The organism is Novosphingobium aquiterrae, assembly GCF_042434435.1.
Lineage (GTDB): Bacteria > Pseudomonadota > Alphaproteobacteria > Sphingomonadales > Sphingomonadaceae > Novosphingobium > Novosphingobium aquiterrae.
The window spans coordinates 521070-546015 of record NZ_JBHLTL010000001.1 but is presented as its reverse complement, the minus strand read 5'-3'; the positions used below and the strand labels follow the sequence as shown (position 1 = coordinate 546015).

Below are 24946 nucleotides of genomic sequence, written 5' to 3'. Positions count from 1 at the left end.
CGTTAGTTCATCAACGGGTCTGCCTACCAGGTAATCGCGCGGGCAATTCCGAACCTCCCGACCAAGGCACCAATCGCGATCGGCACGCTATGCCACACGCCGAGGTGGTAGATTGTCTCCACTGGGCAGGCGAGACCATAAGCGAATGTGCCGAGTGCGCCTGCGGCGAGGCCGGCCAGCAAACCGGCGATACGAGGCGAGGCCGGGGCACCCTTGCGCAGCCACAGCATCAGCGCGATTGCGGTGAAGCTGCTCAGCATCAGCGCGTGGACCATGCAGTCAGGTCCTTGTGTGCCATTCGTGATCTGCCCCAGCTCGCCGGGATGCAGTGCGAGGCGAACCGAAGCGGCGAGCGGCAGCAGCGCGGCCATCGCCAGTGCCCATTTCCACCCCTCATGACGGTTGCCGACCTGCGGGCTACCCATCCGCACCACGGTCGCCGCCGCCGCGAGGCCGAGTAGCAGGATCAATCCGTTGGCGATCACGAACATCCCCGAGGCCTCGCCCCCGAGCAGTTCCGGGCGCAGCCCGAGCCACGTGAGCACCACCGCGATGGTCAGCACGATCGCGGCGAAAGTCAGAGCGAGCCCGTCGCGGCGGCGCAGGGCGCGGACCGGCGCGAGTTCGGCGGTGAGGTCCGCAATCAGGCGATCGGTGGGATTGGGCTTTGTCATTCGGCTTTCTCGATCAATGCAGCGAGCTTCTTGAGCCCGCGATGGATGTTGGTCTTGATGAGTGGTTCGCTCTGCCCGCAGTGGCGCGCGGCTTCAGCAACGCTGTGTCCCTTGATCTTGACCAGTTCGATGGCGCGGGCCTGGCCTGGCGGGAGAAGGCCGAACAGTCGCTCGAGGCTGATCCGCGCGCCAATCTCGTCCTCTTCGCTGTCAATCGCGATTTCGTCGGCGAGTTCGACCTCGGCGGCGCGATAGACGCGGCGCAGATGATCGACCCAGCGGTAGCGCGCGATAGCGGCGACCCACGGCAGGAACGGGCGCGCCGGATCGAAACTCGCGAGCTTGCGGTGAACCGAAAGCAGCGTCTCCTGGATCAGGTCGTCGATTGCCGCCGGGGCACTGCGCCGCGCGAAATAGCTCTTGAGCCAGCGCGAAGCCTCGGTGAGCAGCACGCCATAGGCCTGCCGGTCACCCGCCTGCGCGCGGACCATCAGCCGCGCCATTGTCGCGTCGTCGGCGATCATCGGCGGTGCGCCTTGACCAGCAGTTGATCCAGCCCGAACAGCCCCGCGCCGCGCGCGATCAGCACCAGGCAAAGCGCGCTCCACAGCGAATGGACCGGCCACCACGCATCGGGATAGACGAAGACCTGGATCGTGATGGTCATCCCCAACAGTGCCAGGGCTGAGAGCCGCGTGGCCAAGCCCAATACCAGCAGCACCGGAAAAAGATGCTCCGCCCCGGTGGCGAGTACCACCGCAAGCTCGGGCGGCAGTGGCACACTGGCATATTCAGTGCTGAACAGGAAATGGGTGCTGTCGCTGATCGTCAGCCAGGTGCCTTCGACGACCTTGGAGCGGCCCGAGCGCCAGAACACCCCGGCCAGCGCGAGCCTGGTCAGCAGCAGCGCGGCGCTCTCGAAGGTCCGATCGGACACGAAAGAGACGGCGCGATCATAGGCGACAACCCCACGCACGGCTTAGCGGACCTTGGGGGTGAGCGAGCCGGGGCCGCGCGGGGTCTGGGTCTTCACGCACGTACCGGCGGGAACCAGTTTCCAGGCATTGCCCTGATAGTCGGCGGTAGCGGTTCCGGCGCAGCTGGTGCCGGGTCCGGCGGCGCAATCATTCTTGCCAGCCTTGGCAACGCCGTAGCACTTTTCCATTGCGGGTTTGGCGGCAGTGGCGGCGCTGGCCATTCCGGCGGCGATCGCGGCGGCAAGGACAGCAGAAGCAAGCGGCAGGGCAGTTCGGTTCATGGGTAATCTCCTGAAAGCGGCGTCCCGCAGCAAAGCCGGACAGCACCCCATTCGCCGCCGTGCCGTGAACGGTTACAGTCGGAATGGACGAAAAAATCCTGCTTGGCGTTGTAACCGGCAGCGCACGCTCACCGAATGACCGGACGCCACTTTCGGCCAATCCATCCGGAGAGAACCCCATGTCCACCATCCGTACCGGCGTCAGCATCGCCTCCGCCGCCGCCATGTTCGCGCTGTCCTCGCTGGCCAGCGCCGCCACCGCGCCGCAGGGCAGCAGCGGGATTGCGCTTGGGGCCGCCGACACCGTCCACTGTTACGGCGTCAACAGCTGCAAGGGCACCGGCGACTGCTCGACTACCGATCATTCGTGCCGCGGCATGAACGAGTGCAAGGGCCACGGCTTCAAGGCGATGGCGGCCAGCGCCTGCCTCGCCAAGAAAGGCGTGATCGGCGACCTGCGCTAACCGGCTTGCGACCCGGCCTGACTTCCCCCTCCCGGGCCGGGTCGCAGACAAATTCCTCGCGCGATGGATCCAGCCCATGACCGATATTTCTCCCTTTGCCGGCTTCGGGCTGGGCCTCCGCCGCGATCACTATGCCGAATTTCAGACCGGCGACGTGCCGGTCGATTTCGTCGAGATCATCTCGGAAAACTTCATGGTCGATGGCGGCAAGCCGCTGGCCGTGCTCGACCGGGTTCGGTCGCACTACCCGGTTGCGATGCACGGCGTTTCGCTGTCGATCGGCGCGGCGCAGGGGCTGAACCGCGAATATCTGATCCGTCTCAAGGCACTGGCCGACCGGATCGAACCGCTGTGGGTGTCCGATCACCTGTGCTGGACCGGGGTCGATGGACTGAATAGCCACGATCTCCTGCCGCTCCCCTACACCACCGAAGCGCTCGACGTGGTCTGTGACAATATTGCGAAGGCGCAGGACATACTGGGGCGGGCGCTGCTGTTCGAAAACCCCTCAAGCTACCTGACCTTCGCGCAAGACGAACTGCGCGAATGGGAATTCCTGACAGAAATGACCCGCCGCACCGGCTGCTACCTGCTGCTCGACGTCAACAATATCTACGTCAGTGCGATCAACCACGGGTTCGATCCGCTGGCCTTCCTCGCCTGCATTCCCGCAGACCGCGTCCGCCAGGTTCACCTCGCCGGACACACGCCGGGCGAAATCCTGATCGACACCCACGACCGTCCTGTCTGTGCCGACGTCTGGGCGCTTTATGCCGAGGCCTGCCAACGCTTCGGACCGCTCGCCGCGATGATCGAGCGTGACGATGCCATTCCGCCGCTGGGTGAACTGCTCGCCGAACTTCAGCAAGCGCGCAACATAGCCCAGTTGGCGATAAGGATCGCGGCATGATCCTGCTCGCGATCCAGAGGCAATTTCATGCCGGGTTGCTCGAAACCGCGGCGGAGACTGCTAAACCGGCCACCTCGCCGTTCGAGCGCGGGTTTGGAATATACCGCAATGCCTATCGCGCCCGACTGGTTGCCTGCCTGCGCGAGAGTTACGAGCGGGTATGGAGCTGGATCGGCGACGATGCGTTCGATCGGGCCGCGATCCACCACCTGATCAGCCATCCGCCGCGCAGCTGGACGCTCGACGATGCCGGGGTTGGTTTTGCCGATACGCTGGCAGAACTGTTCCCGGACGAGCCAGAGGTTGCGGAACTCGCGAACCTCGAATGGCAAATGCAATTGGCGTTCAAGTCTCACGATGAGCAACCGATCACGCCTGAACGCTTCACGGACCTGACGAACGAGTTCGGCGAAGCTGAGTGGGAAAACATGCGGTTGCGCATCTCCGCAAGCGCCGTCCTTCAGCCAATTGCCACAAATTGCGCGGAGATCTGGCAAGCGATCGCCCGAACAGAGCCATGGACCGGTGAAATCGCTCTTGAGAAGCCCGCGACCATCCTGATCTGGCGGCAAGACTTGCAGCCCCAATTTCGCGTTATGCCACCCCTTGAAGCCGATGCCTTGGCCTTGGCATTGGGAAACGCAACATTTGCGGCAATTTGCGCTGCGAGTGGCAGCCCTGATACCGTTCCTGAGATTGGTGAGATGCTGGGTCGCTGGATAGTCGAAGGACTGGTGATTGGAATTTCCTAAAGCGGCAGCCATAGGTTCACTAGAAATCTCAAAGATCAACCAGCTGACTCCGCGAACATAGACGACGTTCACGTCACTAACATGTCAACCCGAAAGCGGCCGTCGGTTCAGTTCGCTGCTTTGCTTAGCGTTCGGCTGCTTTCAGGATTCGAGCTTGGCTGGGGTATTGTATCGAATGGGGCGGAAAGCAGACATTCGCACGCGGCAAACGGGGATGAGGTAGGCGGGCAGCATCCCAGGTGGGACAATTTCCTTGCAATTCCGCGATTGAATTGCGCCCCTTCGGCATTCGGCGATGAGCATCGGGCATCGAAATCATACGGCATATGTATTTGAGCCCACGCTGCCGTGATGGGAGAGAGAGCGACGTCAATTTCAGCTCGAAAGGCTCCTCAAATGTCCTCATTCGCCCGATTGTCATTTGCCGTGCTAGCCGCCGTCTTGTGTGGAGTTTCACCCGCATCGGCCGACGTTCCGACGCAAGGTCCCGTGCCCATTGCCGCCGCTCACGCCGATGGTGTGATCCGCGTGAAGAGCGCCAACAGCTTTGACGAAACTCTTGCCAGGCTGAAAGCCGATGTCCAGGCCAAGGGAATCCGCTTTTTCGACAACATCGATCAGACCGGGCTCGGCGCTGCGGCCGACCTGAAGATCGGACGGTCGACCCTGGTGTTGTTCGGTAATCCGCCCCTGGGCGTCCAGTTCCTCCAGGCGAACCGCTATGCCGGGCTCGATTGGCCGGTGCGGATGCTGGTGGTCGAAGAGAGCGACGGCAGTGTGTGGGTCGCCTGGACCGACTTCGCTTTCATCGCCAAGCGCTACACAATCGCCGACAAGGACGCACAGTTGAAAATGGCCAGCGAGGTTGCCGCGTCTATCGCCGCGGCTTCTACCGCGCGATAGATCCGGCGACCAGCCATGGCGGCGATACCCATGGGATTTCCGGCCGACCATCAGCTTGTGGCTTTTCTTGTCGCCATGCTGGCTGCTGCCTTGATGGGTTTCGCGATCCAGCAGGGCGGCACCTGCATGGTCGGCGCAGTCAGCCAGATCGTCACCGAGTGCCGCACCGGGCGGGCGATGGCTCTGGCCGAGTGTTGCCTGTGGGTAGTTGCGCTGGGTATGGCCGGCCTCGTCGCGGGATTGCACTTTCAGGCCAGTCCCGCCTTTCCGGTCGATTTCATGGTGGCGACGGGCGGACTGCTGCTTGGATTCGGCGCCTGGCTGAACGATGCCTGCGTGTTCGGATCGATCGCCAGGATCGGAAACCGCGACTTCAATTATCTCTTTACGCCGCCCGGCTATTTCCTCGGCAGCCTGACCCATGCCCGCTTTGCCGGTGATGGGTTGCCGAGCATGCCGATGTCCCCGCTCCCGGGAAAAGCGACCGTCCTTCTCCTTTTGCTGTTTGCTGGCAGCGTAATCGTCTCGCTGCGCCAGTTGCGGGCACTTCAGCGGAGCGGGTTGAAGCGCCGACAGCTTTGGGACTATCGCCACGCCACCATCACAATAGGGATTGCCTTTGTGGCGCTTGCCGTTCTGGCTGGACCTTGGACCTACACAGAGGCGCTGTGGCGAGCCGCGCACAGGCGCAGCATGCCGAGCCTTGGCGACATCGTACTTTTCGCCGCCTTGCTGGCCGGTGCCGTGATCGGCGGCCGGAAGATTGCCAGGACCGTGAAATTGTCGGCACGGCGGGCCCTGTTTTGCCTGATCGGCGGGGCACTGATGGGTCTAGGCGCCGCGCTTGTGCCGGGCGGCAACGACAATTTGATTCTCGCCGGGTTGCCATGGTTGCAGCCCCATGCCTGGCTGGCGATCGGGGCAATGGCGCTGACGATTGCGGCCGGCTTGCTCGTCGGCAGAGTTTGGCGCAAATTGTTTCAGGCCGGATTTGAGAGTCGCGCAAGCCGGGTTTGAGGCCCGCATGCAAGGTGGGGAGCGACATTACATGGAAATGCAGCAAGTCCGCTATTTTCTGGCCGTGGCCAAGACACTCAATTTCACGCGTGCGGCAGAACAATGCAATGTTACCCAGCCGGCACTGACCCGGGCGATCAAGCAGCTAGAGGACGAACTCGGCGGTGAACTTATCCGCCGCGAGGGGCGGCTCAGCCACCTCACCGACCTGGGCGACCGCATGCTGCCGCTGCTGACCCAATGCTATGAAAGCGCGCAGACGGCAAAAGTCCTTGCCGCCAAGGTCAAGAGCGGTGATCTTGCGACATTGGCGGTCGGCGTGTCGATCACGCTAGACGTCGCCCTGCTGCTCAGCGCCCTGGCCGAACTGCAGCGCGCCTTCCCTGGGCTGCAACTGCAGATCCGGCGCGGCAACGGTATGCAGATTGCCGAATGGCTCAAGAACGGGGAAATCGAACTGGCCTTCGGCGGCGCCCTTGGCGAAAGCTGGGACCGGCTCGATTGCTGGCCGATGTTCAGCGAAAGTTTCGATCTGGTGGTTGCCGGAGACCACGAGCTGGCGCGGATCAACGATATCGAGCTGCGGGTCGAAGTGCTGCGCAAGGAACGTCTGCTGGTCCATTCGTTGCAGGATGGATCGGAGCTGACCCTCGCTTCGCTCGAACAGGCCGGCATCCGTACCGATGACGCGCACGAGGTCAGCTGCAACCGCGATCTCGAAGCGCTGGTCGAAGCTAAGTTCGGGGTTGCCGTCCTGCCGCACAGTACCTTTCAATCGGGCGAGCTGCGCCACCTTCCCTGGCCCGGTTTGGACCTGCGGCGAACGGTTGCAGTCTACACGATCGCTGGTCGTTCGCGGTCACGTGAAGCGTCGGCCCTCCTCAATTTGGTGCGCTCGGCCGATTGGGAAGCGCGGTTAGTTGCCTAGCGCCGCCGCGGCGCGCATCAGTTCCTCCACTTCCATCCGCCGGCGATAGTCCGGATCGATATGGCTGGCGTGTATCACCCCGTCGCGGTCGATGACGAAGACCGCCGGAATCGGCAGTATCCAACCCTTGCTGCCTTGAAAATCGGGGATCCGCTTGCCGGCGCGTTCGTACCGCTCGATCAGGGCTGGATCGACTGTGATTGCCAGCCCGATCGCGCTAGCATAGTCGGCATTCATATCGCTGAGGAACAGGAATTGCGCGCCGGTCTCGGCCCGGATGCGGCGGGTAAAGCGTTGCGTTTCGGCAGAGATCGCGACAACTCTCGATCGGCCGATGCGATGCTGCGCCTCGGCCAGCGTCGCGATCGTCATCCGGCAATAGGGACACCAGTGACCGCGGTGGAAAACCACTACCAGCGGACCTGCCGCAAGCAGATCCTGCGACGAACGCAGCTTGCCGTCATGGTCCGGCAAAATGAAGGATGGCAACATCTCGCCGATTTGCGGTGCGTCGCTGCCAGCCCGTGCCGCCTCCAGCCTGGCAACGAAACGGTCAACCAGCGCACTACCCTGGGGATCGCGGGTCCGCGCGTCGCGGGCGATTTCCGACAGCCTTTCACCCAACGCCAGCGGTCGTCTGCTCAGGCGCGCGACGATGTCGCTGGGATCTGGACGGATCTCATCGCTCATGCCGCGCGGGACCAATCGAGTTTGCCCCCGCGACGATTTCGTCCAGTTCCATCCTGCGCCGGTAATCGGGATCGATATGGCGGACCCGGACGATGCCGTCGGTATCGACGATGAAAATGGCCGGCACCGGATGAATCCAGGCCTGACCACCTTGATAGGCGGGTATGTTCCATCCCGCCCCGGCAATCATGGCGGCCATCGCCTCATCGACCAGGATCGCCAGGTTGATCGACAGCGCAAAACCACCGTCAAGATCGGTCAGGAACGGAAACCCGGCTCCGGCCTCGGCCCTGAGCTGGCGAGTGTAGCGCGCCAGTTCCGCGGAAATCGCATAAATCTGCGCCGGAGCAACGTCCTTCTCGATCTCGGCAAGACCGACCATGTTGAGCCGGCAATAGGGGCACCAGTGGCCGCGGTGAAAGGCCAAGATGGCAGGCCCTCGGGCAAGGATGTCGGCCAGTCCGATCAACTTCCCGTCCTGATCGGGCATGGTGAATTCGGGCATGCGGTCGCCCACTTTGGGCGCACCTTCGCCGGCCTGTGCCGCTTCAAGTCGGGCAACGAACGCATCGACGGCTGCAGCGAAATCCGGCCCCTTGATCCGGACTTCGTCGGCAATCGCCCTCAAGCGTCGGCCAAGGGGCCAGTTTTCGTTGCGCACGGCTTGAAAAACGTCCTCAAGCGCGGCGACCAAGGGATGGGTCATGGCAAATCCCCTTTCGCCGCATGGCTAGCACAGGTGCGGTCAATCATCCCAGTAGTTCACGCGGCAGCTGTGGTTCGGATTATTTCGCCGCCGCAGACCTCGTGCAGGACAAGACCGTCGAGCGGGTTGATCTCGTTGCGCCAGGGCGCCAGCGCCAGCGCCTCGATCGTGTGACGGTACCCTGCCTCGCGGCGCAGGCGGATCCCGTTGGGGCTGAAGTCGATGTCCTTCGAATGGTCCTCATTGTCGAGCGAGGGGGCGAGCAGGCGCACGACGTTCATCCGGGTATCGCAGCCGTAACCGCGCAGTTCGGCAAGGTGATTGGCCGATGCCGCGCCATCGGGCACCAGCTTGGCGATTTCCGTCACGACGTGGCGCAAGCGGTGGAGCTGGCGCTGGCGCTTAATATTCTGCGCGGCGCGACTGCAATACTGCAAGTCCTTCTGCCGATTCATCACCTGCCAGATCGAATCCGGTTCGGGTCCGTGCGGGTTCCACAGGTGAACGGCAAAGACTGTCGCGCTCTGCCGCGGTTCATCGTCGAACACGATTTCGACCGGGGTGTTGGATAGGATGCCGCCATCCCAGTAAAGTTCGCCGTCAATTCGCACCGCGGGGAAGGCCGGAGGCAGCGCGCCGGAAGCCAACACATGCTCGACGCTGAGGGCCTCTTTCTCGCTATCGAAATAAATCATTTCGGCGCTCTGCACCTTGGCCGCACCTACCGAAAGCCGCATTGCGCCGCGATTGATCTGGTCGAAGTCGATCAATTCGCCAAGCAGCTCGCGCAGCGGATCGACCGAGTAATAGGCGGCCGCATCGCCGCCCAGCGGCAGGAACGGATTAACGAAGGCCATCGGCCGCGGTCTGAAAAACGCCGGCAGACCATTCATGATCGTCGCCATGTTGCGGGCCGGCAGGCCAAGCCAGTCGGGCACCCGCAGGCCCATGAACTTGCCGGTGGAGACACGGTCCCAGAATTCGCTTAGCCGTGCGACCCGCTCGCCACGCGGCGATCCGGCGATCAGCGCCGCGTTGATCGCGCCGATCGAAGTGCCGACCACCCAGTCGGGCTCGATCCCGGCTTCGTGCAGCGCTTCATAAACCCCGGCCTGGTAGGCGCCCAGTGCTCCGCCGCCCTGGAATACCAGAACGATCTGTCCGCGCGCGGCAAGCTCGTCATGCAGCTCGGTCATGTTTCTCTCCTTTGAATAGATCATGAGTTTGGGAAATCGAAACGGCGGGCGCAGCGTGCGCACCGGTGATCAGCCGGGCGTGCCGGGCATAGGTTAGGTAGTTCCAGATTAGGTTCGCTCCGACCTGCAACCGGTTACGAAAGCCGACCAGAAAATAGACATGGGCGGTCGACCAAATCAGCCAGGCAAGCAGCCCGCTGACCCGCGACCAGCCGAAATCGATCACGGCATGGCTGCGTCCGATCGTCGCCAGGTTGCCAAAATTGCGATAGTGGAAAGGCGGCGCCGGCCGATTGGCAACCGCGGCCCTGATAGCGCGGGCGGCGTGTTGCCCCTGTTGCTTGGCAACGGGGGCTGTGCCCGGCAGCGCTACGCCTTGGGGGCCGGCGCAGCAGGCGGTATCGCCGACCACGAAGATCCGCTCATCCCCATGCGGGTGCAATGCATCGTCGACGACGACGCGGCCGGCCGGGTCGGCAGCGGCGTCAAGCCACTGCGCAGCCGGTGAGGCCTGAACGCCGGCGGCCCAGATCGCAGTATGCGTCGGGATACGTTCGTCGCCGGCTACGACATGGTCGGCCTCAATCGCGGTGATCGGCGTTGACAGGCGAACCTCGACACCGAGTTTCTCCAGATTTGCAAGCGCGATCGCGGAGAGGTCCTCCGGGAAGGTCTGGAGCAGACGCGAAGCCAGATTGATCAGGATGACCCGCGAGCAATGCGGCGTGATCGTGCGGAAATCGCGGCTAACCGAGCGGTGCGCCAGTTCGACAATGGCACCGGCCATTTCGACCCCGGTCGGGCCGCCGCCGATTACCACGAAGGTCAGTAGCGCATCGCGCCGCGCCTTGTCCGTCTCAGTCTCGGCACGTTCAAGCGCGAGCAGAACCTTGCTGCGGACCGCAGTGGCATCTTCGATCGACTTTATGCCCGGCGCATGTTGCGCCCATTCGTCACGGCCGAAATAGGAATGTCGCGCGCCGGTAGCGACGATGAGCCAGTCGTAGGTCAATCGCTTGCCGCTTGCGAGACACACGTCGCGGGCACTTCGATCAATGCCCACGACCCGGTCAAGCACCACATGGACATTGTCCTGGTCGCGCAGGATCGAGCGGATCGGACCCGCGACATCGGCGGGCGAAAGCGCCGCAGTTGCGACTTGGTAAAGCAGCGGCTGGAACAGATGGTGGTTGCGCTGATCGACCAGGGTAATGGCGACCGGGGCTCGGGCCAGTGCCTTGACCGCCGCGAGGCCGCCAAACCCGGCGCCGATCACCACCACGCGCGGAACGCTAGCCATCATCGGGTCTGGCGCAGCAGGGCGAGCTCGGCCAGCACACCGCATGGCGGCGGCGTCGTTGACGCGGTGCGGTGCGATGTCCGGGCGAAAATGCAGGCAGCTGCGAGATGCGAAGGCAGGTTCGGAGCGGCCGGCGGAATGCGCGTGCTTTGCATGGTGCTCTCTCTTCTCACTGGGCGGTCCAGCCGCCGTCGACCGGAATGGCGGCGCCATTGATCGACGCGGCCATCGGACTGGCCAGAAATGCGGCCAAGGCGCCGATCTCTTCGACCGTCGCGAAGCGTTTGCTGGGCTGGGCCGCGAGCAGGACATCCTCGATCACACGAGTGCGGTCGAGACCGCGTGCCCTAGCGGTGTCTTCGATCTGGGCTTCGACCAGCGGGGTCCAGACATAGCCCGGGCAGATCGCGTTGCAGGTGATGCCCTGGCGCGCCACCTCGAGCGCAACGGTCTTGGTCAGACCGAGCACGCCGTGCTTGGCGGCTACGTAAGCGCTCTTGAAGGGCGAAGCGACCAGCCCGTGGGCCGATGCGACATTCATGATCCGGCCCATCCCGGCGGCCTTCATTGCTGGCACGGCAGCGCGAATCGTATGGAACGCGGCCGACAGGTTGAGCGCCTGGATCGCGTCCCACCGGTCGATCGGAAAATCCTCGACCGGGCTGACGTGCTGGATCCCGGCATTGTTGACCAGGATATCGATCCGGCCGTGCCGTTCGATCGCCGCCGCAATCATCTCGGCCGCGCTTTCGCCGAGCAGAAGATTGGCCGGGTCGTAATCGACCGCAACATCATATTGCTGCGCCAGCTCGGCAGCCGTCGCCGAGATCTCGTCCGCGCGGCCCAGGCCATTAAGCACGATTGCAGCACCGCCTTCGGCCAGCGCTCGGGCGATACCCAGGCCGATGCCGCTGGTCGAACCGGTGATGACTGCAACCTGCCCGCCAAGCGGGCGGCACGGGGGCATCCGGCAATCGGTCTGGGTGTCAAGCATTGGGGAAGTCCTTGGATTTGCTGCGATGGATCAAGGATGCCGTGCTGGGGCTCGGCATTGAAATGCCTTCTGGTTCACCCTTCGATGCACGGCGGTTATCGCGCCCCGGCGATCATGCCGCCGGCGCATTGTTTCCATGCGGCAATGCAATTGGCGGACGTGCAGCGCCCCGGCGAAAAGAAGGGGCCGGTCAGCACCCTGGTCGGCGCGGATTTCAACAGACTGCAAATCAGCCCGCTCAAGGAGCCCTAACTATGCGTAACAAGACCATCACCGCCGCCGTGCTTGCGATGGCGGCGCCACTTCCCTTCGCCGCACCCGCGTTTGCCGGCGACTGCATGTCGGGTCAGGAAATGCCCAATGCGCTTTCCGGCGCGCCGACCACGCCGAAGGACGTCACCGACACCGTGATCGGCTCGATCGATCTCAACAGCGAGATCGGCGTTGCCGGGCGGCTGCTCAGGACCCGACGTCTGGTCGTCCAGCCCGGCGGGATTGTCCCGATCCACAGCCACAAGGGGCGTCCGGCGCTGATCTACACGGTCAGCGGAACGATCGTGGAGCACCGCAGCAGCTGCGCCGTGCCGATCGTCCACAAGGCCGGCGATATCGCCCGCGAGGCCGACGGCATTTCGCACTGGTGGCAGAATGAAGGCACCGAGCCTGCCGTCCTGCTCTCGTCCGACGTGTTCAAGCAGCCCTGATCGAACGGTTGCCCGATCCCGGTCCGGTCGAATGCCCCGCGTCCGGACCATTCGGCGCCCTGCCTTTTCGCACCCCCCGCCCAAGGCAGGGCGCCAACTTCGGGGCAAACCTTGCACCTACCGAAAGGAAACGAACGATGAAGACCGCTACTACCCTGTCCGCCGCGGCGCTCGCCGCCGTGCTCACCGCCGGGATCGCCAATGCCGGCCCGGTCAAGCCGCAGCCCAACATGGACAAGTGCTATGGGATCGCCAAGGCCGGTCACAACGACTGCGCCGCCGGCGCCGGCACCAGCTGCGCCGGGACATCGCGCCGCGACTACCAGGGCAACGCCTGGAAATATGTCGCCAAGGGCACCTGCACTCAGATTCGCACGCCCACCGGCACGGGGTCGCTGACCCCCAAGGCCCGCTAAGCGCGCGACGCACCCCGCCAGGGAGATCGGCCATGAACCCCACCGCCGGCCTGGGCCTCAAGGCCTGCCACATCGAAGAGGCGCTAGCTTCGCCAGCGGTGGGGTTGTGGTTCGAAGTCCATGCCGAAAACTACATGGTCGACGGCGGCGCGCGGCTGGCCATGCTTGAGGCTGCCCGCGAAGTGCGGCCGCTGTCGCTCCACGGGGTCGGTCTCTCGCTTGCCGGACACCTGCTGCCCGACACCGCGCACCTCAGAAAGTTAAAACGCCTGGCGGACCGGTTCGAACCGTTCTTGCTATCCGAACATCTTGCATGGTCGGCACTGGACGGGCGCGCCTATCCCGATCTGTTGCCTTTCCCGCGCAGTCGGGAAGCATTGCACATCGTGTGCCGCAATATCGACTTCGCTCAGTCGCTGCTCGGTCGCCGTCTGCTGATCGAGAATCCGTCCCACTACCTGGGTATCGAAGGCCACGCCTGGAGCGAGACCGACTTTCTTGCCGAGATCGCGTACCGCACCGGTTGCGGCCTGCTGCTCGACCTGAACAACGTTCACGTCAGCGCCCAAAATCTTGGTTTCGACGCCCACGCATACCTGGCCGATTTTCCTGCTGGCGCGGTCGGCGAAATCCATCTGGCTGGCGCATCGACCGACTGCGAGCTCGATCTGCTGATCGACGATCACGGCGCCCCTGTGGCCGACCCGGTCTGGGCGCTGCTCGATGCTTTCCTTTCCGCACACGGGCCGCGCCCGGTGCTGATTGAATGGGATCGCGATGTCCCGCCCTTCGCGACATTGCTGCGCGAACACGACCAAGCTGCCCGGAGAATGGCGGCGATCGAAGTCAAGGAGAGAGAACATGTCTGAACTTGCCCATTTTCAGCGCCAGTTCGCCGATGGATTGGCCCAACCGCTGGCGCCCGCCGCACCGATGCGGATCTATCTCAATACCGTCATGCTCGGCGCCTTCGACGCGCTGGCGGCGAACTTCCCGGTCACCCAGGCGATCCTTGGCGAGCGTGCCTTCGAGGCGCTCGCGCTGGCCTATGCCCGGAGCCATCCGCCCGAACAGCCGATCCTGACGCTCTATGGCGACCGCTTTCCCGACTGGCTGGCCGTCCAGCCGATAGCGCGGGAGCTGCCCTATCTGGCCGATGTCGCACGCTGCGAGCAATTGCGCGGCGAAGCGCTGCACGCCGCCGATGCACCGGTGCTGACCCCTGTGATGCTTGAATCGGTGGAGCCCGACCGCTTGCTCACACTCAAGCTGCGGCTGCATCCTGCCGCCCGCTTTGCCTGGCTGCAAAGTCCGGCCATGGCGATCCTGCAAGCGCATCTCGACGGTTTCGAAGGAGAGCTTGCGCCCGAATGGAAACCAGGCGGCGCGCTCTTCACGCGGCCCGGGACCACTCCGCTCGGCCACACGCTGGATTCGCCCAGCCACCGCCTGCTTGGCGGGATCCGGCTTGGTGAAAGGCTCGGCGGCGCGGCGCAGGCCGCCAGCCTTCTGTTTCCCGAAAGCCCGATCGGCGACTGCTTCGGACATCTGGTCCGGCAGGGCGCATTCGCGGCAATCCATTGCTGAAAGGACCGATCATGAACACCAATACGATGACCGCAAACGTCCTCCATGTTCCTGCCACAAGCCGCTTCACAGCGCTGCGGCGGCACGCCACCGTACTGTTGTCCCGCTCACTGCCGCCCGCGCTGCTCCTACTGGTGGCGCGCTGCGGGATCGCCGCGGTATTCTTCCAATCGGCCCGGACCAAGGTCGAAGGTTGGTTCACGATCGCCGACAGCACCTACGAACTGTTTCGCACCGAATATGCCGGCGTCCCGTTACCTTCCGAGTTTGCTGCGGTGGCCGCGACCGTTTCTGAACATCTGTTCTCGGTGCTGCTAGTGTTGGGATTTTTCACTAGGCTTTCCGCCGCCGCGCTACTTGGCATGACCCTTGTAATCGAAATTTTCGTCTATCCCGATGCTTGGCCTACGCACCTCAGCTGGGTCGGTCTGCTGCTTCCGCTTATCGCAATGGGAGGTGGAACGCTTTCGCTCGACCGACTGATTTTCAGGTAAACGGAAACTGGCTGGCAGTGAACCGCAGATCCATCTTTGCGACTGCGCTGAAACGATGCCTCTGTTGGGAAAGAGGCGATCGCGAGTTGGTTCTTCAAACTCTTCAAAAGGTCGGATGGTCAATGTCCACAATGTTGTCGTGTGCGGACGGTCCGCAAAGGCCGGAAAGTTGGGGTAAGGGGACATTCAGGAGCTTTCTGTCTCTTACAAATGCTAGCCACTTACGCATTCAACGACGCCTATCGCCACACGATTGAAGAGTGGGTGGGCTTTCGGATTTAGATCCTCTTTGAGGCGCTTCGCTACCAGCTAGCCGTCGGGATTGTGGGAGAGGGAAATGCCGGGGGTAGTCATACCATCCCATCCGTTTCGGTCCAGAGTGCGCGCAAGTGAGCGAGCAGCGCTTCGTTCGCCGCATTCAACCGGGCCGTGCGTAGCTCCCACATGGCCAGAGTTCCGGCAGGTTCGCGGCGTCGAGTTTCAATCATCAGCTGGCGCGCTTCCTCGATCCGGCCCAGTTTGTGGACGATAATCGCCTTCTGGAAAGTCGCATAATTGGCATCGGGATTGAGCGTCAGGCAGCAATCGTTGGCTTCTTCTGCCGCGGCCCAGTCGCCCAAATTTTGAAAGCATGTAGCTTGCCAGTGAAAGGCGTATTGGTGATACGGCGAGTGGGGCTCGATCTGGCGAAAATTGGCTAGGTGGGCCAGCGCTTCCCCGGACTTTCCGAGCATGGCGCAAGCCATGCCAGCAACAAAATGAGCGTATCCGTGCCCTGGGCTAATCGCGATCGCCCGTCGAGCGCGACGCAGCCCTTCCGCCGCCTGACCAGTATAGTTGAGCGCGTCAGCGACGTGGCCGAGCACGGCGGCGTTTTCAGCGTCGCAGGCCAGGGCGTGATCGATGTGATGCCTGATCCGCGCGACCTCTGCGGGATCGTCGGGGCTGAGATACATATAGGCCATCGACGATGTGTCCGCGAGCAAGGCATGGGCCAGACCATAGTCCGGTGCGATGGCAACCGCATGGGCCGCTTCTTCGATCGCGCGGAATATCGATTCGGGGGTAAATTGCCTGATCGCAGCCATCGCGCGCGTGGTGCATTCCCAGGCAGTGAGATCGCGAGGCTTCTTGAGCGCTTGCTCCATCTCGGCGCGATAGCACTGGGCGCCCAGATGCGCTGCCAACTCTTCGATCAGGTCCTCCTGCAAGGCTGCCAGATTGGCAAGCGGCCGATCAAACTTCTGCGACCAGAGCACTTCGCCGCTCGCCGCCTCGACCAGCTGCGCGGTCACCCTCAGATCGCTGCCGCTGCGACGAACATTGCCTTCGAGAAGATAGCGCACCCCCAACTGTCGTCCCATCGCCTCGACGTCAGGGAGGGCCCCGCGGCAAAACCGCGCTGTGGAGGAATTAGAAATGATCCGGACATTCACGCCCTTCGACAGCGCATCGACCAGATCCTCGACCATGCCAAAGGCAAACACCTCGTCTTCCGGCAGGCCGGAGCGGTTGGTGAAGGGCAGAACCGCCAGCGACGGCGCCCCGCCGCGTTCGCCAGGTTTTGTTGGGGTTGGTTCGGGTGCTTCGACGATCGGCACAGGCGCAGCTTCCCGTCCGACAAATGCGCGCACGTCATTGAGAAACGCCAGCCAAGCCCGATCCCCCGCATCCCCCGTCCAGTGCGACAACTCCGCCGTCTGCGTCAGCTCGAACATGATCGGCCGCTCGCAGGGCTCGATCGTCACCGGGACCAAAGTCTTGCACCGATCCGCAATCGTCGCCTCCGCGCGGACCCAGCGGCTGACCACCGAGCGCGGCGACCACAGCACCACCACCGCCTTAGCCGCCCGGAGGGCGGCCTCGGTCACCTCGTCATAAGCCTCCCCCGAACGCAGTGCAGCATCCCACCAGACGTTCAGCCCCTCTGCCGCGAAAGCATCGGCGTAGCGCTTGGCTACCGCCTGATCCTCGCGGTTGTAGGACAGGAAGATGTCGGGGGCGGTCAAGTGGCATCTCCGGCTTCGCCCGACAGCTGCGCCAGCGTATCGCGGAAGAATTTCTGGTGGGCGGGCATTCGAAACAGATTGAGGTCGATGTCAGCATCGTCCGCCGCGAGCTGTTTTCGCATCTCGCGGGCTTCGTCCATCAGGCCAAGATGGATATAGGCGCCAACCAACCCCAGCGCGTTGTATGGGGCACCGGGCACGAGTTGCTGGGATTCGAGCAGTGGCGCCAGCGCCGCTTCGTATTGGCCGGCCAGCACTCTGCAGCAGCCGAGCATGTTGAGCGAACCCCATCTGTCGGGCCCGCGCGGTTCAAGCTCAAGCGCCTTTTCATATGACGCAATGGCCGATTCGACATGCCCCATCGCCGCCTTGAGATGGCCGTTGATCGACCAGCCCATCGACCAACCCGGATTGCGTGACAGGGCGCGCTCGGCCATCGCATCGAGCATTGCAAGATCGCCGCCGGACTGGATGCCAGCCCAGGCGAGGTAGCCCAGGACCAACGGATCGTCGTCACCTGTTAACAGCGCGCGCCTTGAATAGTCCTGCGATGCTAGTCGCAGCTTGTCCCGGTCTCCCGGCACCCGCAGTAACAGCAGCGCGCTGCAACAGGCGCTAGCGAATGTCAGCAAATAGGGGTCTTCGCGATTGTCAGCCAGCGCCACCTCGATGACATCAAGTGCATGCTGATGCGATTTTGCAGAGAAAGTGCTGAACGCCTGAAGCCCCGCGATCATGCCGTAGTAAGCACCAGATGCCTCGTTGGGCCGCGCCAGCGCCCAGCGCCGTTCGGCTGCTTCGATCGCCAGCACCGCCTTGCTTGCCAGCTTGCTGGCCACTTCTTCCTGCACAGCAAACGGATCGTCACCGTCCGCATCGATCCGCTCGGCCCAGATTTGTGTTCCAGACTCTGTTTCGATCAGCTTTGCTGAAAGCCGAACCCTTTGGTCGGCGCGGCGAAGCGTTGCTTCAAGAATGTACCTTGCACCGGCGGGTTCCCACTGGAGGGTAAGGGCATAATTGAAGCGCGAAAATATCGTTGCCGTTTCATCAATCAGGCCTTGCGCGAACGTCTCATCGGCGGCGGCGAAGTGCAAAGGCGCAATCGCAAGCCCGGGGCGGCCTCGCTGCGCATTGGCTGGCGCGGCGGTATGTGGTGCATCAATCTGCGGGGGGCGTGGCTCTTGTCCAACGAACCGTTGCAGGTCGGAAAGAAACCCGCGCCATGCGGGGTCCCCCGCATCCCCCGTCCAGTGCGACAACTCCGCCGTCTGCGTCAGCTCGAACATGATCGGCCGCTCGCAGGGCTCGATCGTCACCGGGACCAAAGTCTTGCACCGATCCGCAATCGTCGCCTCCGCGCGGACCCAGCGGCTGACCACCGAGCGCGGCGACCACAGCACGACCACCGCCTTGGCTGCCCGCAAAGCCGCTTCGGTGACCTCGTCATAAGCCTCGCCCGATCGCAACGTGGCATCCCACCACACCGCGAGCCCCTCAGCCGCAAACGCATCGGCAAAGCGCTTCGCCGTTGCCGCATCTTCGCGGTTGTAGGACAGGAAGATGTCTGGTGCGGACAAAAAGGGTTTCCCCCGGCATGACTTAGCGGATCGATGTCCACGCGCCACTATCCAGCAGAGTCTATGCCCTGACAACAAGAGAGTGAACGATCCAATGGCTCGGCCGCCAGTCTAGCCAATGTCCGCTTTGTTGTCGTATCCGGAAAGCCTGCAACGGCGTGAAAGTCGGGGTTAGCTGCCATTGCGTTGCCGCCTGGGCACTGGATACTCTCGCTAACAAAGCTGGCCTCCAAGTCGTGGGCCCCACTCATCGAAACCTGTCCGTCATTTTAGCGATGCCCATCGCTAATGACGGTAAGCTGGCAATTGATGCTGTTCTCCGTGACTCTTTGGCGAGGACATGAAACAAACTGTGGCGGTGCTTTGGGGGGCAACGTCATGCAAAGCGAATTCGATTTTGTGATCGTCGGCGGAGGGTCAGCCGGTGCAGCCCTTGCAGCGAGGTTGTCCGAAGATCCTAACATCAGTGTCGCGTTGGTCGAAGCCGGGGATCGTCCGCCCGAACGAGAGCAAATGCCTGTCGCCTGCGCGAGCCTGCAACTGGATCCAGAGACAGATTGGATGTTCACCGGCGATCCTGGCAAGGGTGGGCTTGGTTTTAAGGACCAGCGCATGCCGGTGCCACGCGGCAAGATGCTCGGCGGGTCTTCCGGCATCAACTACATGGTCTTCGTGCGCGGCCATCCCGGCGATTTCGATAATTGGGCAAGGCTCGGGGCCGACGGCTGGAGCTATGATGAAGTCCTGCCCTGCTTCAAGCGGATGGAAGAAGTTTCAGAAACCAATGAGGCAGTCATTAGCCGCGAGGAGCGAGGGAATGCCGGGCCGGTCGGTGTGGGCATTCGCTCGCCGGTCATTCCGGCTTCGCGCGACTTCGTCAAGGCAGCCGGCGCGGTCGGCATTCCCGAAGGGGACTACAATGGTGCCGGCCGTCATAACCACGGCGGGGTCGCCTCACTGGTGCAGACAAATACACGGCGCGGCAAGCGCTCGAGTACCTTCCATGCGTACCTGGAGGAAAAGGCCGAACTTCGGCCGAACCTTACGATCATCACCCAGGCCCAGGTGCAAAGGCTCATCCTAGAAGGCGAAGGCGACAGCTTGACCGCGTCAGGCGTCGAATATCGCGAGAACAGCGGAGCGATCCAGTCGATCCGCGCAAACCGAGAGGTCATTCTCAGTGCTGGCGCGGTAGGCTCGCCGCATATCCTGCTGCTCTCAGGCATTGGCCCCCGCCGCGAACTGGAAGCCGCGGGTATTAAATGTCACCTCGATCTTCCCGACGTGGGGAAGCACCTCAAGGACCATTTGCTGGCGCCTATGCATTTCCCTGCTTCCGGTATCGCGCTCACCGGAATGGAAGTTGGAATGTCGATGGGTCCTGATGCGCTGCGCGCGCCGGCCGGTCCGCTTCCGGCCGATCCTGCGGACGATGTTCATCTCACTGGTGAGCTTGCCGAATTGAAGGTCGAAGCGGAACGCAGACTTGCGGAATGGCATGAAACCGGCAGCAGCCTTGTGGCGTCCTCGTTATACGACGGGGTCTGTTTCTTTTCGACCGGGCTGGGTGACGACTTTACCCACGACGCCCAGATTGGCTTCATACCCCACGCTTTCAACGAGGATGTTATTGGCACGCGGATCAACATTAATCTCGACATGTTGATGGCTGACGCATCCAAAACCCTCGCGCCCGATTCCGAACATGTCATCCTCCTGGCAAGCAACTGCGTGCCGCACAGTGAAGGCGAACTAGTTATTACCAGCGCCGATCCAGCCGTGCCGCCGGCCATCAATTTCAACTACTTAAGTGATCCCTATGATCTGAAAGTGATTGTTGCGATAATGCGGCGCGCTCTAGAAATTGCCGCTGCATGGCCGGGTGAAAAGAAGCTGGGAAATTGGCTCGTCCCGCCGATGCTTGCCGAGATTCACGGCTATGTTGAAGGCGAGGAACCCAGCGACGCGCTACTGGAGAATTTTGCCCTGCATTTTGCCCAGACAATCTACCATCTGTCTTGCACTTGCAGGATCGGCAGTGTCGTCGATCCCAAACTGCGGGTGTTCGGAGTGAAGAACCTGCGGGTCGCCGATGCCAGCATCATGCCCGAGATTCCGAGCGGTAATACCAATGCTCCGTCGATCATGATTGGTGAACGGGCGGCTGATCTGATTGCCGCGGACCAAAACGTACGAATGGTTTGCTGAGACAAATGGCCCCTGATTCTCCGGCGTTGGTCGCCGGAATATGAGGAGATGTGGTTTCAGGTTCCGCTAACATTGCAGCCATTCGATGGCTCGGACCTAGCCGCCAAAACTGGACGTTCATTCAGAAAATCTCAGAACCCTGAATGACTGGTCTCAAGTCCGCCCAAGGTCAGCCAGTTCGACCGCTTGGTCGGGGAAGCCGGACGCTAGAATGCCTTGGCCAGCGAGAGCGTGAACCGATACCTGTTGTCAGCATGCGAAGGCCGGATGTCCTGCCAAATCGGAACACCTGCTGCGACGGTCACTGAATATCCCGAGGCTGCATTGAGGCGTGAACCCGCAGTCATCCAGATGGCGGTGCCGCCCGTTGCTTCTTCAACGACACCGGCGACCTTCTGGCGGCCCTCCCATTCAACCGTAGCTTCGGCGAAAGCATCCCAGGATTGGTGCGCATGCTCTTCGTTGTCCGCTCCGCCAGCATGGTCGTGGTGGTGCTCGGCTGGTCCGAAGCGATGCGAAAGTGCCACGCCTCCCTGCAGACGGTCTCCCAAGCGGGTAGCTTGCGCACCCGAGGTAGAGAATTGATAGAGTAGGCTCGCGTCGATGCTTACCCAGCCGACTTCTGTTCCGGCAGCACCGCCGAGGTAGTAATCCCAACTACCGCTGCCCGGTTGATGCTCGGTCTCAAGCAGTTCACCGACGCGGCTCATCCGATCGGTTGATCCGGTCGGTAGCTTTATCCCGCCGATCAACGCGGCCCCGCTAATGTCAGAGCCTACGAGGCGGTATTTAGCGAGTATGCTGGCGTCGCCAAGGCTAGAGATATTTCCAAGGTCGTTGACGCCTGACACTGGCAGGGCTTCACCCTCTCGCAGACCTGCACGGCGAAGGTAGGGCAGTTCGGCAATAAGGGTCAGGCGATCCGAAACGCCGTAGGCTGCGCCAATCACCGCGGTCGCGATGTAGTCGGTATCGTGGGCATGAATGTCCAGTGCGGCCAAGTCCTCAAGCTCGGTTGCAGAGCGCTGCTTGGTGCGCAGATACGTAAGCTGGAAACCCACCGCACCCTTGCCGGCCTCGATCGTTTCGGGACCCTGGACAGTAAGGCCTCCCCCATTTCCTCCAATGCCGGTCGGGCCAGTGTGATGGGCAAGGGCTGGTGACGGGCCGAGCAAAGCTACGCCCACCAGCACTACGATTGGAAATTTCATTATAGCCCCATGACGAACTTAGGAATGGCGCGCCTCTAAGGCTGCCAAGTCCAATTCGCAATGTCCGCTTCGTTGTCCTGTGCGGACGGTCTGCAACGGCACCAATGTCGGGGGTTAGTGGACTCTCAGACCACTTCGGTAGGAGCTGGCCGAACGATAGTCGCAACATGTGAGACCGTCACTCTGGTCCCTGGTCCGTTGTCGGTGACAACTATGGTAGCCGACAATTGCGCAGCCAGCGCGTTGACGATCCCGGTCCCCAGACCGGGCTTGGAATCGCCATGATCATGCGGCAACCCGCAGCCGTTATCAGACACGGTAAGGACCCAGCCGGAAGAATTGGCGGCGAATGCCACGTCGATCCGGCAATGTTGTCGCGCTGCATCAGGGAATGCATGCTTGAGTGCATTGATCGCCAGCTCGGTCACGATCAGCCCCACGCTTACCGACTGGTCCGGGCTCATGACGCTGTCGTCTGAGGTAACGTTCAGGGTAAGTCTGCCTGGGTCGGCAATCATCGATGCGCCAATGCTTGCGCATAGATCGTTCAGGTAGTCTTTCAAGGCGACTGCCCCTGCCGCGTTCGAGGCCAGCAAGCGTTGCAGGGTGGCAATCGACATTACCCGATTATGGGCTTCGCGCAGATGCGCTCGGGCTTCTTCCGACTGAACCCTTCTGACGCGTTGCATCAGGATGCTGGCGATGATCTGCAGGCTGTTGGCGACGCGGTGATTCAGTTCCTGCAGCAGGACCTGCTTCTCTTGAACCAACGCATCGTTCTTTTGAGCCTGGACGCGAACCGCATTCTGGGCATCGCGCATCGCCGTGTTGTCCAAAATGGCGAGAACCAGCCGCATTGCATCGTTATCGACGTGGTCGAGCGCATGGGCGGTCAGGATCAAGGCCCGATCCGGCTTGTCTGCCTGCTTCAGTTCGAACTCATAAGCATCGATCGCAGCGCGCCCGTTAGCGGTTGCTTCAAGCAAGGTGCGCAGCTGGGGCTTGTTCCATTCACCTTTGCCTAGCGCAAACAGCGACGTTCCGACCACCGCATCGATATGCAGATCGAAAGTGCGGCAAAACGTCTCGCTGGCGGCCCGGACAACCAGCTGCTCGTCGAGCAGCAGCAGCGGGGTGGCTGACGAAACGACCAGTGCCATTCCCAGGCTGCTGGAGCTTTCAGGATCAAAACGCGTAAAAAATTCCATGGCCGAAGCCTTCGGAGACCGGAGACTCGCACAGCGAAAGTCATACCCGGTTGCCTTTCGCGCCGCCTAAGGCTCGCAGAACGCGGCGATCATAGCATCGATCGCTGAGAACCTCGCATTCAATCGGTACTTGGGTTTTCTTGCGAGCGCTGCGGCACAGCCTCGATCAACAGGGTTGCGATCGCAGTCATCAATTGCGCTTCGGCGTAGGGCTTCTTCAGGATCAGGCTATTAGGAACGCCTTCTGCGCTCCAATCGCCGGCGCTGTCACCCGTTACATAAACCACCGGCAGGTTGGGAAACTTTCGCCGGGCGTTATGTGCGACAGCCCAGCCGTCGGGTCCGTTGCCCAGCTTGATGTCGGTGATCAGGCCCTGGAGGTCGGACGCCTTGTCGATCTGGGCGATTGCATCGGCACCGTCACTGCACTCCTCGACAGTGAAGCCGCCTTCAAGCAACATCGCCACCAGCTCCATGCGAATCAGTGCCTCGTCTTCAACGACAAGGATTGGCAGCAACGCCGACATAACTTCATGGTTCTCCGCTCGGCGATCAAACACACGACCGGCGCATTTGTTTCATCGATCGATTAAAAGGCTAGATGAATTTGCCCAGCCTTCGCGAACGAGCTGGCGAGGGTGCCCTTGCCTTTTCCGGGCCAAATGCTCCGTAGCAGCAAGACATCTGAGCGTCCGCAATGTTGTCGTGTCCGGACGGGCAGGTTCCAACGCCGTTTGCTAATTGCCGGCCTCCAGCGAGGCCAGAGGCCGACAAGCTTCTTAGATGTCGGTCCGCTCTGACAGAGTGAGCGCATCATCAACATCCACGCCAAGGTATCTAACGGTATTCTCGATGTTAGTGTGGCCAAGCAGGATCTGCACAGCTCGCAGGTTCCCCGTCGCTTTGTAAATCAATGACGCCTTTGTTCGCCGCATCGAATGCGTGCCATATTCGCGCCTGTCGAGACCGATCGTCTCGACCCATTCATCAACTAGCCGTGCATATTGCCTGGTGCTGAGGTGGCCCATGTAGTCGATGCGGCTCGGGAACACGAAATCGAGAATCATGCCACCTCGGCGCTGCAACCAGGCTTCCAGGCTCCTTCGAGCCTCGGTCATGATCTCGAACTGAACTGGTCTGCCAGTCTTTTGCTGGATAATCGTTGCCCGATTTCGGATCTGCCCGCCGCTGGTTACGTCGCCGATCTTGAGCTTCACGAGATCGCAACCACGCAACTTGCTATCGATCGCCAGATCGAAAAGCGCTCGATCTCGCATGCGCTTGTGTTCATCGAGAAAGAACCGAATGGCCCAAATATCCCTAGGCTTGAGGGGGCGTTTGGGCCCAACATTTAGCCCATCGTTCCAGGGGCGCCGCTCGTGCACGGCGGGGTCAAGGTCTGAATGTCCCATGACATTTCTCCGATGGCCGGAATGGCCATCAAGAGAATGCGCCGTAGTGATTGCCAGATTGCCGAATCCGCGAACATTGCCGCCGCTGGGCAATCCTGCAACGCCACATGCAATCTGCCATCGGTGCAGACGCAATAGAGATTTACGATCGTCCTCTTTGGTGTCCCAAACTCGGTCTGGTGTAGTCCTGTCGAGTCTATACAATTGTTTTCTGTCGCCATCCTGCTATCGCGATTTTTGCGACCCGATGGACTCAAGTAAGGCAAGAGTCCCCGACTTCAAAATGGCGGTTTCCTCTCGGAGGCCGCCATCTTTTTGCCCAAAG

Annotated in this window: 28 protein-coding genes; 13 read left to right on the top strand and 15 right to left on the bottom strand. The window is 62.0% G+C overall.

What is annotated here, in order from left to right; translation table 11 throughout:
* Positions 1-23 precede the first annotated feature (23 nt).
* From ACFFF7_RS02545 to ACFFF7_RS02530, 4 genes are read right to left on the bottom strand one after another with little or no spacing between them, the layout of a single operon-like run.
* Positions 24-674 (bottom strand): NrsF family protein, encoded by a 651-nt coding sequence (locus tag ACFFF7_RS02545; RefSeq protein WP_379479791.1) that lies wholly within the window; start codon positions 672-674, stop codon positions 24-26.
* On the bottom strand, positions 671-1198 hold the full coding sequence (locus tag ACFFF7_RS02540) for a sigma-70 family RNA polymerase sigma factor (RefSeq protein ID WP_379479790.1): 528 nt from the start codon (positions 1196-1198) through the stop codon (positions 671-673). The genes ACFFF7_RS02545 and ACFFF7_RS02540 overlap by 4 nt, the downstream gene beginning before the upstream one ends.
* Positions 1195-1650: a DoxX family protein gene (locus tag ACFFF7_RS02535; RefSeq protein WP_379479789.1), complete on the bottom strand. Its 456-nt coding sequence runs from the start codon at positions 1648-1650 to the stop codon at positions 1195-1197. The genes ACFFF7_RS02540 and ACFFF7_RS02535 overlap by 4 nt, the downstream gene beginning before the upstream one ends.
* A 3-nt stretch (positions 1651-1653) precedes the next feature.
* The gene (locus tag ACFFF7_RS02530; protein ID WP_379479788.1) at positions 1654-1932 is read right to left on the bottom strand and encodes a BufA1 family periplasmic bufferin-type metallophore; all 279 of its coding nucleotides are present in this window, start codon (positions 1930-1932) and stop codon (positions 1654-1656) included.
* 179 nt (positions 1933-2111) lie between these two features.
* Here ACFFF7_RS02530 and bufA2 point away from each other — a divergent pair, with 179 nt between their 5' ends.
* The 6 genes from bufA2 to ACFFF7_RS02500 all read left to right on the top strand — a co-directional run bounded on the left by bufA2 (position 2112) and on the right by ACFFF7_RS02500 (position 6906).
* The gene (bufA2, locus tag ACFFF7_RS02525; protein WP_379479787.1) at positions 2112-2396 is read left to right on the top strand and encodes a BufA2 family periplasmic bufferin-type metallophore; all 285 of its coding nucleotides are present in this window, start codon (positions 2112-2114) and stop codon (positions 2394-2396) included.
* Positions 2397-2472: 76 nt separating this feature from the next.
* Positions 2473-3306, top strand: a complete 834-nt coding sequence (gene bufB, locus ACFFF7_RS02520) for an MNIO family bufferin maturase (protein WP_379479786.1) — start codon at positions 2473-2475, stop codon at positions 3304-3306.
* Entirely contained in the window at positions 3303-4058 is a 756-nt protein-coding gene (locus ACFFF7_RS02515) for an HvfC/BufC family peptide modification chaperone (protein ID WP_379479785.1), read from the top strand. Before bufB (ACFFF7_RS02520) ends, ACFFF7_RS02515 begins: the two co-directional genes overlap by 4 nt.
* A 489-nt stretch (positions 4059-4547) precedes the next feature.
* Positions 4548-4961 carry a DUF302 domain-containing protein gene (locus ACFFF7_RS02510; RefSeq protein ID WP_379479784.1) on the top strand — a complete coding sequence of 138 codons (414 nt, stop codon included), beginning with the start codon at positions 4548-4550 and terminating at the stop codon, positions 4959-4961.
* Between the two features lie 15 nt (positions 4962-4976).
* Positions 4977-5978: a YeeE/YedE thiosulfate transporter family protein gene (locus ACFFF7_RS02505; protein ID WP_379479783.1), complete on the top strand. Its 1002-nt coding sequence runs from the start codon at positions 4977-4979 to the stop codon at positions 5976-5978.
* Positions 5979-6009: 31 nt separating this feature from the next.
* The gene (locus tag ACFFF7_RS02500; RefSeq protein WP_379479782.1) at positions 6010-6906 is read left to right on the top strand and encodes a LysR family transcriptional regulator; all 897 of its coding nucleotides are present in this window, start codon (positions 6010-6012) and stop codon (positions 6904-6906) included.
* Here ACFFF7_RS02500 and ACFFF7_RS02495 read toward each other — a convergent pair.
* The 5 genes from ACFFF7_RS02495 to ACFFF7_RS02475 all read right to left on the bottom strand — a co-directional run bounded on the left by ACFFF7_RS02495 (position 6895) and on the right by ACFFF7_RS02475 (position 11792).
* A complete protein-coding gene (locus ACFFF7_RS02495) occupies positions 6895-7596 on the bottom strand; it encodes a peroxiredoxin-like family protein (protein WP_379479781.1) in 702 nt (233 codons plus the stop codon). The genes ACFFF7_RS02500 and ACFFF7_RS02495 overlap by 12 nt on opposite strands.
* Positions 7586-8302: a peroxiredoxin-like family protein gene (locus tag ACFFF7_RS02490; protein WP_379479780.1), complete on the bottom strand. Its 717-nt coding sequence runs from the start codon at positions 8300-8302 to the stop codon at positions 7586-7588. Before ACFFF7_RS02490 ends, ACFFF7_RS02495 begins: the two co-directional genes overlap by 11 nt.
* Before the next feature lie 56 nt (positions 8303-8358).
* Positions 8359-9498, bottom strand: coding sequence for a patatin-like phospholipase family protein (locus ACFFF7_RS02485; protein WP_379479779.1), 1140 nt, complete (start codon positions 9496-9498; stop codon positions 8359-8361).
* The gene (locus tag ACFFF7_RS02480; protein WP_379479778.1) at positions 9482-10798 is read right to left on the bottom strand and encodes an NAD(P)/FAD-dependent oxidoreductase; all 1317 of its coding nucleotides are present in this window, start codon (positions 10796-10798) and stop codon (positions 9482-9484) included. The genes ACFFF7_RS02485 and ACFFF7_RS02480 overlap by 17 nt, the downstream gene beginning before the upstream one ends.
* 169 nt (positions 10799-10967) lie before the next feature.
* Positions 10968-11792, bottom strand: a complete 825-nt coding sequence (locus tag ACFFF7_RS02475; RefSeq protein ID WP_379479777.1) for a 3-hydroxybutyrate dehydrogenase — start codon at positions 11790-11792, stop codon at positions 10968-10970.
* A gap of 84 nt (positions 11793-11876) precedes the next feature.
* Between ACFFF7_RS02475 and ACFFF7_RS02470 the strand changes: the two genes are divergently transcribed.
* From ACFFF7_RS02470 to ACFFF7_RS02445, 6 genes are all read left to right on the top strand, one after another.
* Positions 11877-12044, top strand: a complete 168-nt coding sequence (locus ACFFF7_RS02470; protein WP_379479776.1) for a hypothetical protein — start codon at positions 11877-11879, stop codon at positions 12042-12044.
* Between the two features lie 2 nt (positions 12045-12046).
* Entirely contained in the window at positions 12047-12496 is a 450-nt protein-coding gene (locus ACFFF7_RS02465; RefSeq protein ID WP_379479775.1) for a cupin domain-containing protein, read from the top strand.
* 137 nt (positions 12497-12633) lie between these two features.
* Positions 12634-12912 carry a BufA1 family periplasmic bufferin-type metallophore gene (locus tag ACFFF7_RS02460; RefSeq protein ID WP_379479774.1) on the top strand — a complete coding sequence of 93 codons (279 nt, stop codon included), beginning with the start codon at positions 12634-12636 and terminating at the stop codon, positions 12910-12912.
* A 32-nt stretch (positions 12913-12944) separates the two neighbouring features.
* Positions 12945-13781 (top strand): MNIO family bufferin maturase, encoded by an 837-nt coding sequence (gene bufB, locus ACFFF7_RS02455; RefSeq protein ID WP_379479773.1) that lies wholly within the window; start codon positions 12945-12947, stop codon positions 13779-13781.
* Positions 13774-14499 (top strand): HvfC/BufC family peptide modification chaperone, encoded by a 726-nt coding sequence (locus ACFFF7_RS02450; protein WP_379479772.1) that lies wholly within the window; start codon positions 13774-13776, stop codon positions 14497-14499. Before bufB (ACFFF7_RS02455) ends, ACFFF7_RS02450 begins: the two co-directional genes overlap by 8 nt.
* 11 nt (positions 14500-14510) lie before the next feature.
* Positions 14511-14993 (top strand): DoxX family protein, encoded by a 483-nt coding sequence (locus ACFFF7_RS02445; protein WP_379479771.1) that lies wholly within the window; start codon positions 14511-14513, stop codon positions 14991-14993.
* Positions 14994-15343: 350 nt separating this feature from the next.
* Here ACFFF7_RS02445 and ACFFF7_RS02440 read toward each other — a convergent pair whose 3' ends face one another.
* Entirely contained in the window at positions 15344-17002 is a 1659-nt protein-coding gene (locus tag ACFFF7_RS02440) for a TIR domain-containing protein (protein WP_379479770.1), read from the bottom strand.
* On the bottom strand, positions 16999-18630 hold the full coding sequence (locus ACFFF7_RS02435; RefSeq protein ID WP_379479769.1) for a TIR domain-containing protein: 1632 nt from the start codon (positions 18628-18630) through the stop codon (positions 16999-17001). The genes ACFFF7_RS02440 and ACFFF7_RS02435 overlap by 4 nt, the downstream gene beginning before the upstream one ends.
* A 240-nt stretch (positions 18631-18870) precedes the next feature.
* Here ACFFF7_RS02435 and ACFFF7_RS02430 point away from each other — a divergent pair, with 240 nt between their 5' ends.
* A complete protein-coding gene (locus ACFFF7_RS02430; RefSeq protein WP_379479768.1) occupies positions 18871-20790 on the top strand; it encodes a GMC family oxidoreductase in 1920 nt (639 codons plus the stop codon).
* 206 nt (positions 20791-20996) lie between these two features.
* Here ACFFF7_RS02430 and ACFFF7_RS02425 read toward each other — a convergent pair whose 3' ends face one another.
* The 4 genes from ACFFF7_RS02425 to ACFFF7_RS02410 all read right to left on the bottom strand — a co-directional run bounded on the left by ACFFF7_RS02425 (position 20997) and on the right by ACFFF7_RS02410 (position 24621).
* Positions 20997-22001 (bottom strand): hypothetical protein, encoded by a 1005-nt coding sequence (locus ACFFF7_RS02425; protein ID WP_379479767.1) that lies wholly within the window; start codon positions 21999-22001, stop codon positions 20997-20999.
* 125 nt (positions 22002-22126) lie between these two features.
* Positions 22127-23209, bottom strand: coding sequence for a sensor histidine kinase (locus tag ACFFF7_RS02420; RefSeq protein ID WP_379479766.1), 1083 nt, complete (start codon positions 23207-23209; stop codon positions 22127-22129).
* 119 nt (positions 23210-23328) lie between these two features.
* The gene (locus ACFFF7_RS02415) at positions 23329-23736 is read right to left on the bottom strand and encodes a response regulator (RefSeq protein ID WP_379479765.1); all 408 of its coding nucleotides are present in this window, start codon (positions 23734-23736) and stop codon (positions 23329-23331) included.
* 252 nt (positions 23737-23988) lie between these two features.
* A complete protein-coding gene (locus tag ACFFF7_RS02410) occupies positions 23989-24621 on the bottom strand; it encodes a tyrosine-type recombinase/integrase (protein WP_379479764.1) in 633 nt (210 codons plus the stop codon).
* Between the last annotated feature and the right edge of the window lie 325 nt (positions 24622-24946).